At 73.9% G+C, this 13,992-nt stretch carries 11 protein-coding genes; 6 read left to right on the top strand and 5 right to left on the bottom strand.

Going from position 1 to position 13,992, the window contains the following annotated elements; all coding sequences use genetic code 11:
* Positions 1–276 precede the first annotated feature (276 nt).
* The 5 genes from ACFV1W_RS06370 to ACFV1W_RS06350 all read left to right on the top strand — a co-directional run bounded on the left by ACFV1W_RS06370 (position 277) and on the right by ACFV1W_RS06350 (position 6,394).
* Positions 277–1,461 (top strand): rhodanese-like domain-containing protein, encoded by a 1,185-nt coding sequence (locus tag ACFV1W_RS06370; protein ID WP_380413646.1) that lies wholly within the window; start codon positions 277–279, stop codon positions 1,459–1,461.
* Positions 1,462–1,554: 93 nt separating this feature from the next.
* The gene (locus tag ACFV1W_RS06365) at positions 1,555–2,214 is read left to right on the top strand and encodes a DUF5819 family protein (protein ID WP_380413644.1); all 660 of its coding nucleotides are present in this window, start codon (positions 1,555–1,557) and stop codon (positions 2,212–2,214) included.
* Positions 2,211–3,446: an HTTM domain-containing protein gene (locus ACFV1W_RS06360; RefSeq protein ID WP_380413643.1), complete on the top strand. Its 1,236-nt coding sequence runs from the start codon at positions 2,211–2,213 to the stop codon at positions 3,444–3,446. Before ACFV1W_RS06365 ends, ACFV1W_RS06360 begins: the two co-directional genes overlap by 4 nt.
* Positions 3,447–3,455: 9 nt before the next feature.
* Positions 3,456–5,555 (top strand): FUSC family protein, encoded by a 2,100-nt coding sequence (locus tag ACFV1W_RS06355; RefSeq protein WP_380413641.1) that lies wholly within the window; start codon positions 3,456–3,458, stop codon positions 5,553–5,555.
* 89 nt (positions 5,556–5,644) lie between these two features.
* Positions 5,645–6,394 carry a TrmH family RNA methyltransferase gene (locus ACFV1W_RS06350; protein ID WP_380413639.1) on the top strand — a complete coding sequence of 250 codons (750 nt, stop codon included), beginning with the start codon at positions 5,645–5,647 and terminating at the stop codon, positions 6,392–6,394.
* A gap of 7 nt (positions 6,395–6,401) precedes the next feature.
* Here the strand turns inward: ACFV1W_RS06350 and ACFV1W_RS06345 are convergent, their stop codons facing one another.
* The 4 genes from ACFV1W_RS06345 to ACFV1W_RS06330 form a co-directional block, all read right to left on the bottom strand.
* Positions 6,402–7,313 (bottom strand): pyridoxamine 5'-phosphate oxidase family protein, encoded by a 912-nt coding sequence (locus ACFV1W_RS06345; RefSeq protein ID WP_380413638.1) that lies wholly within the window; start codon positions 7,311–7,313, stop codon positions 6,402–6,404.
* Positions 7,314–7,325: 12 nt separating this feature from the next.
* Positions 7,326–7,796: a VOC family protein gene (locus ACFV1W_RS06340; protein WP_380413636.1), complete on the bottom strand. Its 471-nt coding sequence runs from the start codon at positions 7,794–7,796 to the stop codon at positions 7,326–7,328.
* 175 nt (positions 7,797–7,971) lie between these two features.
* A complete protein-coding gene (locus ACFV1W_RS06335; protein WP_380413635.1) occupies positions 7,972–8,994 on the bottom strand; it encodes an XRE family transcriptional regulator in 1,023 nt (340 codons plus the stop codon).
* 301 nt (positions 8,995–9,295) lie between these two features.
* Complete coding sequence (locus tag ACFV1W_RS06330) at positions 9,296–11,452, bottom strand: protease pro-enzyme activation domain-containing protein (RefSeq protein WP_380413633.1); 2,157 nt, start codon at positions 11,450–11,452, stop codon at positions 9,296–9,298.
* 260 nt (positions 11,453–11,712) lie between these two features.
* On the opposite strand from ACFV1W_RS06330, the gene ACFV1W_RS06325 reads away from it, so the two are divergent.
* On the top strand, positions 11,713–12,279 hold the full coding sequence (locus ACFV1W_RS06325; RefSeq protein WP_380413632.1) for a CGNR zinc finger domain-containing protein: 567 nt from the start codon (positions 11,713–11,715) through the stop codon (positions 12,277–12,279).
* Positions 12,280–12,353: 74 nt separating this feature from the next.
* On the opposite strand, the gene ACFV1W_RS06320 is transcribed toward ACFV1W_RS06325, so the two are convergent.
* A complete protein-coding gene (locus ACFV1W_RS06320; RefSeq protein WP_380413630.1) occupies positions 12,354–13,850 on the bottom strand; it encodes an FAD-dependent monooxygenase in 1,497 nt (498 codons plus the stop codon).
* Positions 13,851–13,992 lie beyond the last annotated feature (142 nt).

The raw sequence follows: 13,992 nt of genomic DNA, 5'->3' as shown, positions 1-13,992 counted from the left end.
ATTCGGTCTGCTCCCGCCTGCCGCCGCGTCTGGAGGCGGCCGTCTATCCGGAGGAAGGGACGCTGTGCGGATACCAGCGAAGCACGGACCGGGCCGGGCTCGACACCGAAACGGGGAGATTCATCAGGATCGGTTGCGTGTCGCGGGCCGCGCGCCGGTTCGTACTCCCGCGTCACCCGGACGGGGCCTTGGAACGCGACGGTAGGGTGGCAGGCCGGGCCGCCCCCGCGGCGGCTCCGCAGGACCCAGCCGGCCGGACGAGACAGAGGCGAGACCGTGAGCGCGCAGAGCCCCGTCCGCTGGACGGACCCGGAGCAGCAGGAGCTGGAGGAGCGGGTCGCCGCGGCCGAGCTCGCCTGGCTCAGCATGGACGTGGACGTGCAGACGCTGCGGGTCGAGATCGACAACTTCGCGCTGATCCACCACCAGCTGCTCGGTCCGCTCTACGCCCGGCTGGACGAGCTGGACGCACTGGTCGCCGAGGCCGTCGCGGCCCGGACCGGCGACCCCGAGGACCTGCGGCGGGCCGCCGAGGCCCGGCAGCAGGTCGAGGAGCTGCCCGACCTGGACGCGTTGTTCGACTCGGTGCGGGAGAAGTCCGGCGAGGGCGCGGACGAGGCTCCGCCGCCGCCCGCCGCACCGGCCCGGGTGCGCCCGGGCAAGGAGGCCCAGCGCATCTACCGCGAGCTGGTCCGCCGCGCCCACCCCGACCTGACCACCGACGGGGCCGAGCAGCAGCGTCGGGCGGAGTTCCTGGTGCGGGTCAACGAGGCCTACGCGTACGGGGACACCGCCGCGCTGGAGGGCCTGGCCGCCGAGTGGTCCACCGCGCCGGAGGCCGCGCCCGCCGTCGACTCCCCCGACCGGCTGGGCTGGCTGCGCCGCCGGCTGGACTGGCTGACCGCCAAGATCACCGAGACCGCCACCGAGCAGGTCCGGCTGGAACAGACCCCGATGGGGCAGCTGCTCGCCCTCGCCCCGCAGGACCCGGACCGGCTGCTGGAGCAGCTCGCCGAGGAGCTGCTCGCCAGGGCCGCCGCCCAGCAGGCCGAGCTGGAGCGGCTGCTCGGGGCTCCGGACCGCCCGGTGGGCCACAATGGCACCGACCCGAACCGACCCCAGGAGAACCCCACGATGTTCGCGCAGATCCCCACCATCGACGCCGCCTCCGTGCCGGCCGACGCCGCCCTGCTGGACGTGCGCGAGAAGGACGAGTGGGACGCCGGCCACGTGGACGGCGCGCTGCACATCCCGATCGGCGAGGTGATCGCCCGGATCGGCGAGCTGCCGGACGAGAAGCTGTACGTGCTCTGCCGGGTCGGCGGCCGCTCCGCGCAGGTCGTCCAGTACCTGGTGCAGCAGGGCCGCGACGCGGTGAACGTGGACGGCGGGATGTACGCCTGGGAGGGCGCTGGCCGTCCGATGGTCAGCAGCAGCGGCCAGGCCGCCTTCGTGCTCTGACGCCTCACCGTGCCCGCCAGGTGGCGGGTAGGGCAGGATGGGCGCGCGACGCGCCGGTGCGGGCCGGCGGCGCGCCGATCGGGCGGGGAGGCCATGACGGGTACCACGGACCGGGCCGCCCCCGGACGCGTGTGGTCCGGGCCCGCGCAGCTCGTCCTCGGCCTGGCCGCCGCGGCGCTGGTCAGCGGCACCGGGCTGTTCCTCGCCGCGGTGTTCCTGCACGTCGCGCCCGACAACGTGCTCTCCCGGCGGTACCGGGACGAGGTCGACGGCGTGGTGTACCCGGAGTTCGAGCAGAACTGGAAGCTGTTCGCGCCCAACCCGCTGCAGCAGAACGCCAGTCTGGACGCCCGGGTGCGCACCGTCGCGGACGGCGGCGCCACCCGGACCGGGGACTGGGTCGGCCTGACCGCCCAGGACATCGCCGCGATCCGGGGCAACCCGGCGCCCAGCCACGTCGACCAGAACCTGCTGCGCCGGGCCTGGGACTTCTACGACGGCTCGCACGACCCGCGGGACGAGAAGCCGACCGACTCGCGCGGCAAGCTCGCCGAGCAGTACCTCAAGCGGATCGCGCTGCAGCGGATCGGCCGGGCGACGGGCGGCGAGCGCGTCCTGGAGATCGAGTTCCGGGTGACCACGGCCACCGTGCCGCCGCCGTCCTGGAGCGGTGAGACCGGGCCGCCCGCGCCCAAGGTGCGGGAGCTGCCGTGGTGGCCGGTCGGGGACGAGGACTACCGGGGGCTGGGGTGAACGAGGCGTCGGCGGTGGAGCCGGCCGGGCTCCTGGAGTTCCCGCGGCAGCCGTCCGGCCCGGCAGGCCCGCCCGCTCCGGTGCCGCCGCGCGGGCCGGTGGCGGTTTTCGGACGGGCGATGGAGGCGTTCACCGGGCGGGCGATCGGACGGCACCAGGCCGCGGTGGTGCGGATCGGCTTCGGGCTGGTCTGGCTCGCCTACCTGCTGCGCGAGTGGCCCAACCGGCGGGTGCTGTACGGCGACCGCTCGCCCTGGTCGATGGAGCTGGCCCAGCGGCTGCTGGCCGACGACGGGGCGTTCACCGTGCTGCCCTGGTTCGGCGGGCGGCTCTGGTTCGAGCTGGTCTACCACCTGGCCGTGCTGGCCGCCCTGGCCGTGCTGCTCGGCTGGCGGACCAGGGCGAGCACGGTGCTGTTCCTGATCACCGTGCTGTCGCTGCAGAACCGCGACGTCCTGCTCGGCGACGGCGGGGACAACATCGTCCACCTGATGGCGGTCTACCTGGTCTTCACCCGCTGCGCCGAGGTGTGGTCGCTGGACGCCCGCAGGGCGGGCCCGGGGCGGAGCGGGGTGGTGCTCTGGGCGCTGCTCGGCGCGGCCCTGGCGGTCTGTCAGGCCGGTGGCTTCTCCGGCGACAGCCTGACCTGGACCGCCCCGACGTTCCCGTACTTCGGCTGGGCGCCGCTGTTCTGGGGGCTCTGGGCGGTGGCCGGGCTCTGGTGGCTGCTCGGACGGCTGCGGCCGGCCGGTGAGCCGCGGGCGGTGCTCGACGCGCTGGCCGACATGGTGCACAACTGTGCGATGCTGGTGATCGCCGCCGAGGTGGTGCTGATCTACGCCACGGCCGGCTGGTACAAGGTGCAGGGCTCGCGCTGGCAGGACGGCACGGCGTTGTACTACCCGTTGCACCTGGACTACTTCACCCCCTGGCCGGGGCTGTCCGGGCTGGTCGGTTCGGCGCTGTTCCCGGTCTTCCTGATCTCGTACGCCACGGTGGCCCTGCAGGTCGCCTTCCCGTTCACGCTGATGAACCGGCGGGTCAAGAACGTACTGCTGGCGGTGATGATGGCCGAGCACCTGGGGATCGCGGTGGTGCTCGGGCTGCCGGTGTTCTCGCTCGCGATGGTCGCAGCGGACGCGGTGTTCCTGCCGACCGGCGCGCTGCTCTGGGCGGCGGAGCGGCTCGGGCGGCTCGGGCGGCTCGGGCGGCGGCTGGTGCGCGCACCCTAGGATGTCGGTATGTCCTGGTTCGCTGCCCTTCGTGACACCACGCGGACCGGACTCACCCTGGACCGGGCGCTCACCGACCCCAAGCGGGCGCTGCGCGGGGCGGTCGCCGTGGCGCTGGTGCTCTTCCCGATCCTGGCGGTCAGCGGGGTCCGGCTGGCCACCTCCGCCGCGATGGGGGCGTTCATCGCCGGTGCGGCCACCTTCCAGCGCAGCTTCCGGCCCCGCGCCAGTCTCGCCGTCGCGGCCGGGATCGGGCTCGGCATCAGCTCCTTCCTCGGTTACCTGGCGGTCGGGGTGTACGGGCTCTTCCCGGTGCTGCTCGCGGTGTGGGCCTTCGGCGCCGGACTCGCCTGGGCGATCGGACCGACCGCCGGGGTCGTCGCCACCAACACCGTCTCGGTGATGCTGATCGTCGTGCAGCTGCCGGTCAGTGTGGCCACCGCGCTCGGCCACGGGCTGGTCGCCGCGTTCGGCGGGATCGTCCAGGCCGCCGTCATCACTCTCTGGCCGATCGGGAGTTGGACCGCCCAGCGGGCCGCGCTCGCCGACACCTACGCCGAACTCGCCGACTACGCACGCCGGTTGCGGCAGGACCCGACCGCGCACGTGGACCCGGAACCGTTCATGACCGCCCGGCACGCCTCAGCCGTCACCCCCTGGCAGGACCGTCACCGGCCGCCCGAACTGCGCGGTCTGCGCGGCATCGCCGAGCGCATCCGCCCCACCCTCGCCGCGCTCGCCGACCCCAAGGTGGGCGCCCCCGAGGAGGGACCGGGACGCGACCGGGCCCGCGAGGTGCTGGCGGCAGCCGCCGAGGTGATGGACGCCCTCGCCCGGGCGATCCGCGCCGGCGACCCCGTCCGGCTCCCCCGCTCCGCTCCCCTGCTCACCGTCGCCGGTACGGACGAGGGGCCGCAGCTGCAGGGAGCCGCCCGGCGCTCCGCCCGGCGGCTCGGCGGGCTGCTGCGCAAGGCGGCGGACGCACTGGAACGCGGGGACGCGGACACCATCACCACGCCCGTGGTCGGGGCCGGCGGGGCGCTGCACAAGCCGTCGATCCTCCGGATGCTGCCGGTCGCGCTGCGGACCGTACGGCGGCAGCTGCGGCCGCGCTCGGCGATCTTCCAGCACGCCGTCCGGCTCGCCGGGGTGGTCACGGTCGCCTACCTGCTGGCCCGGCCGTTCGGGTTCCACCACGGGTACTGGGCGCCGATGACCGCCGCGATGGTGATGCGGCCGGACTTCGCCCAGACCTACAGCAGGGGCGTCGCCCGGCTCGTCGGGACGGTCGTCGGGGTCGCCGTCTCGACGCTCGTGGTGCAGTTGGCCCACCCCGGGGAGTGGGTGCTGGCCGCGCTGGCGGTGCTGTGCATCGGCGGGGCATACCTCGCGTTCCGGACCGGGTACGCGCTGACGACCGTCGGGATCTCGACGTACGTGGTGTTCCTGCTCGGGCTGCAGGAGGGGAACCCGCTGGAGACGGCCTTCGAGCGGGTGGGGATGACGCTGCTCGGCGGGTCGCTGGCGCTGCTCACGTACGCGCTGTTCCCCACCTGGCAGACGGCCCGGCTCGGGGAGCGGCTCGCCGAGTGGCTGGCGGCGGCCGGGCGGTACGCGGCGGCGGTCGTCGCCTGCTACGAGCAGCCGGCGACCCCGCGGGGGAGGGCCGTACGGTCGGCGCTGCTGGACTCGCGGGAGGCGCGGTCCGAGCTCATCCAGGCCATGGAACGGGCCGATGCCGAGCCGGGGCGGCACGAGTCGGGGCTGACCGGGGTCAGCCGGCGCCAGCTCGACCGGGCCCGGGCGGCGGTCGGGCACCTCGGGCGGGCGGCGCTGCTGCTGGAGGCGCACCTGCCGGGTGCGGACGCGGAGCCCGTGCCGGGGGCGGCGGAGTACGCGGAGGAGCTGCGGCTGGCCACGGCGTTGGCGGCGGGGGCCCTGTTGACGGGGGGGACGGTGGAGTTCGGGGCGGTGCGGGCCGCTCAGGAGCGGTTGGAGGCGGGGGCGCTGGTGGGGGTGCAGGGGGATGTGGTGCGGGCGGGGAGTCGGTTGATCGGGGTGGCCCTGCGGGATCTGGAGCGGGCGTTGCGGGGGAGTGCTGAGCGGTAGGGGGGAGGGGGAGGCGGGTGGTGGGTGCGTGGGGGGAGGGGGGTGGCGGGCCGTGAGGGGGGTGGGGGCTCGGGTGGGAGAGTGGGGGGATGGATGACGAGGTGGTGCGGGAGTGGCGGGTTGTCGAGCAGGAGCCCGGGGTGGTGCTGCTGGACGGGTTTCATCCGCTGAAGCACGCGCTGCGGTTCGGGGGTCGGGTCCGGCGGGTCCTGACGGGGGATCGGGGGGCGCTGCTGGCGTTGGCGGGGGAGTTGGCGCCGGATGTGGTTCCGGTGCTGGAGGGTCTGGCGGTGGAGGTGTCGGAGGAGCGGTTGCGGGGGTTGGCGCCCCGGCTGCATCCGACGGGAGTGATCGCGTTGGCGGTGCGGCCGTCGGTGGAGACGAATCGGGAGGTGTTGGGGCGGCGGCCCCGGCGGGCCCCGGTGGTGGTGCTGGAGAATCCGCGGAACCTGGGGAACGTCGGGGCGGTGATCCGGTTGGCGGCCGGGTTCGGGGCCACCGGGGTGGTGACCACGGGGGATCTGGATCCGTGGCATCCGACGGTGCTGAGGGGGAGCGCGGGACTGCACTTCGCCACGGCCGTGGAGCGGGTGGGGTTGGCGGAGCTGCCGGCCGGGCCGCTGTACGTGCTGGATCCGGAGGGGACGGACATCCGGGACCTGCCGTTCCCGGACGACGCGCTGCTGGCCTTCGGGACGGAGCGGCACGGGGTGTCGGCGGAGCTGAAGGCGCGGGCGGACCACTTGGTCGCGGTGCCGATGCAGCCGGGCGTGTCCAGTTTCAACCTGGCGACGAGTGTGGCGATGGGGCTCTTCCACTGGATGTCGGGTAGGCGCTGAGGCGCGGTCAGTGCGGGTTGGCCGGCGAGTACTCGGGGTCGGTCCAGGTCAGTGGCGTGGCGTCGGCGAGTTCGCGGACGCCGGTGACGGTCAGTTCGACCATCCGCTCGGCGCCCGGGGCGGCCCGGCGGCCCTCCTCGGACCAGTCGGTGCGGGCCTCGCCGGTGATCAGCAGGGCGCCGCCGGTCTCCCAGCCGGGCAGCAGCAGGCCGGCCCTGGGGTCCAGTTCGAGGTTCCCGAGGGTCATGAACATCGCGTTGCCGCGGTACTCGGGCCAGCGCACCGTGTCGGGCGCGACGGCCTCCAGGAAGCCGGGGAAGCCACCGCGGTGCGAGGCGTCGACCCGGCCGTCCGGGCCGGCCGTCGCGATGAAGAAGGTGTCCGAGGTGTTCACGGCGAGCCGCTGCGCCGTGGAAAGGACCGGGCCCTCGGCGACGGTGCGGGGCGAGCCGGCGCCCGGGCGGTCCAGCGGGGTGCGGCGCTGGATGTACTTCGGGCAGTTGGAGACCACCTCCTCGGCGTGGACGGTCAGACCGCCCCGGCCGTCCGGTGCCGAGCGGCCGTTGAGCCGCATCCGGCGGCGGCCGGCCGGGTCCAGGGCGATGGTGCCGATCTGCGCCGGACGGGCCAGGGCCTCGGCCAGCGGGTCGGCCCCGGCCGGGCGGGCGGCGACCGTCATGGTGTGCTCGTCCGCGGCCTGGAGGAAGCCGGCCGGGCCGGACAGCTGGGTGGCCCATACCCGGCCGTCCCGGTCGGCGGCACCGACCACCAGCATCCGCCGCTCGGTCAGGAAGCGGGCGGCCACCGCCGGGACGGTGCTGCGGATCGACCGGCCGGCGTGGTCGGCCCGGTCGGTCACCCCGGCGCGGGCCTGGGCGGTCCGCTCGCCGGAGTGGTAGGGCGTGCCGATGGTCGTCACGGTGTCCTCCGTTTAGAAGAAGCCGCAGGTCGGGGCGCCGGTGGTGGGGGCTTCGGCGCGGGTCTCGTCGATGCCGGTGCGGGTGTAGACCTCAAGCCGGATGCCGTCCGGGTCGCTGAAGAAGATGCCGCCGGAGGCGGAGCCCTCGCCGTGCGGGACGACGCCGTCGTAGGCGAACTCGGCGCCCAGCTCGCGCAGCAGGTTCTCGGTGGCGCGGACCTCGTCGAGGCTCTCCACCTCGAAGGAGAGGTGGTGCAGGCCCGGGGTCCCGGTGGAGAAGGCGCCGGTGCTCTGCTGCCAGAGCGTGATCACCAGGCGGCCGTCCCGGCCGAGCATGGCGTAGCGGCGCTCGGGGTCGGTGCCCTCGTGGGCGAGCTGGAGGCCGAGGACGGCGCGGTAGAAGTCGATCGAGCGGTTCAGGTCGGTGACGTTCAGGCCCACGTGGCCGGTCTGCAGGGTGCGGAGCAGGGTGGTGCTGGACATGCCTGGTCACTCCCGGGGCTGGGGCTTCCGGCGAGGCTGCTGCCTAACCGATAGTGATGAGATTAGAGGTTAGGTGATGGAGCGTCAACCGGTATGAGGCCTTGAAGGGGTTAGGTTCGGGAGCGCGAGAGCCCCGCCGGACCGATGGTCCGGCGGGGCTCGGGGCGGTGTGCGGTTAGGCCCACTCCCAGCGGATGCCGATGTGGCCCGGCTGCTGGTCCGGGGCCAGGACGTGGGCGCTCGCCGAGGCGCCGATCCACAGCTGTTCCCGGCGGTGGTCGACGTCGGCGCCCGGCTCGCGGTCGTAGCGCTCGCAGTGCGCCGGGACGGCCGCCGGGTCGAAGTGGACCTGGAGCACGTACTCGCGCACCGGGGTGGCGAAGCGGCGGCTGTACTCCATGGTCGGGCCGCCGGGCGGGATCTCCACCTCGTACTCGAAGACCGTGCTGTCGCCGAGCCCGAGCGGACGGTCCAGCATCAGCTCGGCGACGGTCAGCCCCGCGTCCGGGCGGCGGCGGACCCTGCCCAGCCGGCCGTGCCGGACCGAGGTGATCTCGGGGCAGCCGGTGGCCTCCTCGTCGGCCTTGTGGACGACCATGCAGCGGCCGACGCCGCCGACCGTGGCACGCACCACCTGGCGCATCCGCAGCAGGTTGCCGCGCCGCTCGGCGTCCACGTAGTACGAGTCGTGGATGCTGAGGCGCTCCAGCTCGCCGGCCGGCGGGGCGTCCAGCTCGGCGAAGATCGCGGCGATCTCCTGCTCGCCCGGCCAGACGTCCTCCAGCCCGAGGTGGAGGGTGTTGGCGGCGGCGGCCCAGCGGCCGCGCGGGCGCGGCGGGCCGAGCAGCGAGGAGAGCGCGCTGTGCGGCAGGCCGAGCAGTTCCTCCAGCAGGTGGACGGCGCGCAGCGAGCTGGCCCGCTCGGGCTGGCTGCGGCCGCGGCGCCAGTAACTCAGTGTCGTGACACTGACCCTGACGCCCCGCTTGGCGAGCGCGGCGCGGATCCGGTCCAGGCTGAGGCCGCTGGCCTCGATGGCCAGGTGCAGGGCCTCCGCGAAGCCGCCGGCCGGTGCGGGGCGACCGGCGGACGGCGCGGGGGCCGGGTTGGGGGGCGGCGCGGGCGCGGGCGGATCGGGTCGCTCCGTACGCGATCCGACCAGCCGCAGCCGCGCGGCGTCCTGAGGCTGCTGTGCGGCCATGCGGTGACCCTCCCCACCAGGTGAGTTCGGTGGCACCGGGCCGACGCCGGGGTGCGCCGTCAGCGGCTTCACCGAGCTTTGGGGAACCCTATGCACGGTCGAGAGGCTACGTCATCAGTCGTGCGTATGACAGTGGTCACGGCAGGTGGACCGGAGGGTTAGCGATCTTGAAACAGTCCGGAAACACGGCCGGAACGCGGACCCCGGGAGGTGGGGAGCCGGGGGCGGAATCGGACACCGCCGGGGCGGGCCCTGTCGGCGCCGCCCCGGCGGGGGCCTGGATGGTGCTACCGGCCGGTGATCACTTGACGTTCAGGGCGACGTCGTCGATCACGAAGCTGGTCTGGTTGGAGCCGTCCTCGGCGCCGGTGAACGTGAGGGTCACGGTCTGGCCGGCGAAGGAGGTCAGGTCCAGGGTCTGCTGCACGTAGCCGGCGGCCGCGTCCGCGTTGGACCAGGTCTTCAGCGTGGTGCTGCCGGCCTTGAGGGTCAGCTTGTCGTACGCGGTGCTGCCGGTCTCCGCGGTGTCGATGTGCAGCGCGAAGCCGAGGGTGGCGGAGGCGCAGCCGGCCGGGACCGAGACGGTCTGCGACAGGGTGTCGGTGTGGGCGGAGCCGTAGCCGTCCAGCCAGGCCTTCCAGCCGCCCGAGTGGGCCGGCTCCGAGGAGCTGTTGTCGACGACGCCCGAGGAGGTGGTCCACGGGGCGGCGGTGCCGGTCTCGAAGCCGCCGTTGCCGATCAGCTGGGCGGCGGTGCAGCCGCCGGTGGGCGGCGGGGTGGTGCCGCCACCGCTGCTGCCGCCGAGCAGGGCGGTGGTCAGGGCGTCGGCGACCGGGCTGCCCCAGCCGGTGACCTGGTCGTAGCCGGTCTTGGTGGAGAAGTCCTGGTTGGCGCCGGTGGTCACGTCGTGGAAGACGCTGCCGTAGCTGCTGCTGTTCGCGACCGCGTACAGCCGCGGGCTCGCCTCGCCGAGGACGGGCTGCCCGGCGGCCTTGGCCTTCTGGTTGAACTGGGCGGCGTAGCCGGCCCACAGCGGCGCGGCCGCGCTGGTGCCGCCGTAGACGGCCCAGGCGCCGCCGCTGTAGATCGCGAAGCCGCTCTGCGGGTCGGCGTTGGAGGCGACGTCCGGAACGGTGCGCATGGTGCCGTTGATGCCGGTGCCGGTCTGCCAGCTCGGCTTGGCGAACACGGTGGAGACGCCGCCGCCGGCGGTGCTCCAGGCGCTCTCCGAGGAGTACGTGCCGGAGCCGCTGACCTTCAGGTTGGTGCCGCCGACACCGGTCTGGTGCGGGCTGGAGGCCGGGAAGTCGACCGAGGTGACGCCCGAGCCGCTGGCGGAGCGGGTGCAGTCGCGCGAGCCGTCGTCGCCGGAGGCGGAGAAGACCGAGATGCCCTGGGCGGCCGCCTGCTTGAAGGCGTTGTCGACGGCGGTCATCGAGGAGGCGGTGGTGTCCGGCTCGCAGGTGCCCCAGGAGATCGAGATGACCGAGGCCTTGTTGTCGGCCACGATCTTGTTGGCCATGTCGATCTCGCCCTGGTCGCTGTTGGGCGCCTCGTAGAGCAGCTGGGTGGCCTTGGGAGCCGTGCCGCGGACGATCTCGCTGTCCAGCTCGACCTCGCCCTCGCCCTGGCCGGGCGAGGAGTCGTAGTTCGCGCCGTCCACCGAGACCGTGGAGACGGCCGGGCCGGTCAGGCCGTACTGAGAGTCGTAGGTGGTCAGGTCCGAGGTCTTGTAGCCGTCGAACTCCCAGAGGGCGACCGTGGTGCCGGTGCCGTCGGCGCCGGTCCTGTTCAGGTTGTAGGCGCCCTGGTACTGGGCCGGGGTCATGCCGCTCGGGGTGGAGGCGGCGGCGTTCGGCCGGGCGATCCGGCCCTTGCGCACCGCGTGGTCGTCCAGGCCGCTCACGCCCTGGACCACGGAGGCCAGCTCGGCGGGGATCGAGGCGGCGTCGTCGTTGGCGAAGAACGCGCGGCTCGACCGCGGGTCCAGGTAGGAGCTCTCGTGGGTGCCGAAGGCCTGCGAGATCTGCGCGGCGGTGCCGTGGGCGTTGACCACCTGGCGGTTGGCGCTGACGTCGCCGACGGCCAGGCCCTGGGCGGTCAGGTAGGCCTTGACCTGGTCGACGGACTGCTGGGTGGGCGCGAACCGGTCGGCGAACTGCTGCGGCGTCAGGTACCTGCCGAACTCCGGCGCGCCGGGGGTGGTGACCGCGGTGAGGAAGCGGTCCAGCTCGGCGGAGTTGCGCAGCTTCAGGCTGACGGCCACCGAGATCTGCTGCTCGGCCGGGACGTCACCCTTCTTCTCCGAGTGGGCGACGGCGGGATTCACGGTGTTCGGCAGGGTGACGCGCGGGGCGGCGTGGGGAGTGGCGGCCTGCGCGGTGGAGACGCCGAGCGAGACGGCGGTCAGCGGCAGGACGGCTATCGCGGCGGCGACGGCGAGGGAACGGTGGCGCAACGGATCCTCCTCCGGCCGGCTGTGGGGAGCCGGCAAGGGGCCAGGCGCTCCGAGGGGTTCGGGAACGCTGGCTAGAACATGTCAGAGCGGATCGGTGCCGTGGATCATGGTCCGGCAATTCGTTGCTAAAAAACAGTCAACTGTGGAGGTGCGGAAAGCGGGGGATTCCATACAGTGAATGGTCGGAATTCCGGCGTCGGTCCATACCGATTTACGGCGCGGGGAGCGGTCGTAGAATCGGACCGAGCCGAGGGAGAGCGATGACTGACGTGATGCCGGACCCGAGGGACCACCGACCGCTGATCGGCGAGCCGCTGGCGCTCGACCTGCTCAACACGCGCTGGGCCGGGACGCCCGTCAACGACGCGCTCACCGACGTCGAGCAGTACGGGATCTGGCTCTCCAGCAACGGGTTGAGCGAGCGCTGCACGGCCGACGAAGCGGGGCTGACGGCGATCCGGAAGACCCGTGAGGCGATCGAGCTGGCCGCTCAGGACGCCCGCGAGCAGGGCGGGTTGAGCGCACGGGCACGGGGCGGCCTGGACGCGGTGCTGGCGCACGGGCGGATCCGGCGGACGGCCGGACCGGGCGGCTCCGAGGACCGGGTCGAGGCCGACCGGCCGGAGTGGCTGGCGCCCTGGCTGGCGGCGGACGACTTCCTCACACTGCTCGGTCAGGGCGCTCACCGGGTGAAGCAGTGCGCACACGAGGCGTGCATTCTGCATTTCTTCGACGCCTCGCAGAACGGGCGCCGGCGGTGGTGCCGGATGGCGGTCTGCGGGAATCGGGCGAAGGCGGCGCGGCACTACGTGAAGGCCCGGGGTTAACCGACGACCGAACGAAGGGTCGGCGCGGCGGGGCGCGGCCGGGAGTGGATCCGCCGGCCGCGCCCGGTGGGTGGTCAGGCCTCCGAGGGAGCGCCCAGCCAGCTGGTGAGGGCCTCGCGCAGTTCGCCCCGGCCGGGGTCGACGGCGGCCCAGGCGACGTAACCGTCCGGGCGGATCAGCAGGACGGTGTCGGCCAGCTTGCCGTGCGGGTCGGCGGGGGCGGCGGTGACCAGGCGGTCCGCCCAGGGGTCGACGGCGGTCAGCTCGTCGTTGCTGACCAGCACGAACTGCCCGGCGCGCAGCGCCTCGTAGAGCCGCTCGGGGCCGGCCGGGGCGCCCTCGGCGGGCTTGCTGAGGGCGGTCAGCCGCAGGTCCGGGACGCGTTTGCCGACCTGGGGGTGGGCGCCCTTGGGGGCGGGGTAGGAGATCTCGATCCCGGAGACCATCCGGGCGCCGCGCTCGGTGAGCAGGTCGAGGTGACCGCCGATCGCGGTGAGCGCCCCGCGCAGGGCGCGGGTGGGGGCGGACTCGGCGAGGGCGATCCGGATCAGCGCGCCGGAGGTGCGCAGCACCGTCCTGGCGACCGGGTGCCGCTCGGTCTGGTAGGTGTCGAGCAGGGCGTCGGTGGCCCGGCCCCGGAGGGCTGCGGCGAGCTTCCAGGAGAGGTTGGCGGCGTCCTGGAGGCCGGTGTTCATGCCCTGGCCGCCGGCCGGGGAGTGGCAGTGGGCGGCGTCGCCGGCCAGGAAGACCCGGCCGGAGCGGTAGTTGGGCACCTGGCGCTCGTCACTGTGGAAGGTGGAGCTCCAGCGCACGTCGTGCAGGCCGTAGTCCTCGCCCTGGGTGGCCCGGACGACCGCGGTGAGCTGCTCGGGGGTGGGGGTGGCGCCGTCTGCGTGCTGCTCGTTGCGGTCCCAGGCGATGACCCGGTACCAGCCGTCGCCGAACGGGACGACGAAGGAGAAGCCGGCCTTGTTGGCGCCGACGGCGATCGCGTCGGCGGGCTCGCGCTCCAGCCGGACGTCGGCGAGCATCACGGAGTCGACCACGGACTCGCCGGGGAAGGGGATGCCGAGCAGCTCGCGGACGGCGGAGCGGACGCCGTCGGTGCCGACCGCGTAGCGGGCGCGGTGGCTCTGCCCGTCGCCGGTCTCCAGGGTGACGCCCTCGGCGTCCTGGCGCAGTCCGGTGACCTCGGCGCCGTGCAGGATCACCGCGCCGGCCCGCTCGGCGCGTTCCTGGAGCAGCCGTTCGACGTTGTACTGCGGGGTGATCAGGACGAACGGGAAGCGGCTGGGCAGCGAGCTGAGGTCGATCCCGAGCCGGTTCATCATCTTCAGGCCCCCGAGCGGACGGCCGGTGGCGATGAGCTCGTCGGCGAGGCCGCGGGCGTCGAGCAGTTCCAGGCTGCGGGCGTGCACGGCGAAGGCCCGGGTGAGGTTGGACTCGGTGGCGCGCTTCTCCAGGACGGTGACGCCGACCCCGGCGGCGGCGAGGTCGCCGGCCAGCAGCAGTCCGGTCGGTCCGGCGCCGACGACGATCACGTCGGTTTCGGTGGTCGGCTTCACGGTCATGTATCAGCTCCCGTTGTTCGGAGGGCGGTTGGACGCCGTTCCCGGCGTTCTCCCAGCCTCCATCATCGCTGGCGCCCGCGGAGCTGTGAACCGCCGGTCCCCCGGTGGTCGGCGACCACCGGGGGACCGGGTGTGCGGGCGG

The sequence above is a fragment of the Kitasatospora sp. NPDC059648 genome, assembly GCF_042734825.1.
Classification (GTDB): domain Bacteria; phylum Actinomycetota; class Actinomycetes; order Streptomycetales; family Streptomycetaceae; genus Kitasatospora.
This window is presented reverse-complemented; position numbering and strand designations above follow the sequence as displayed.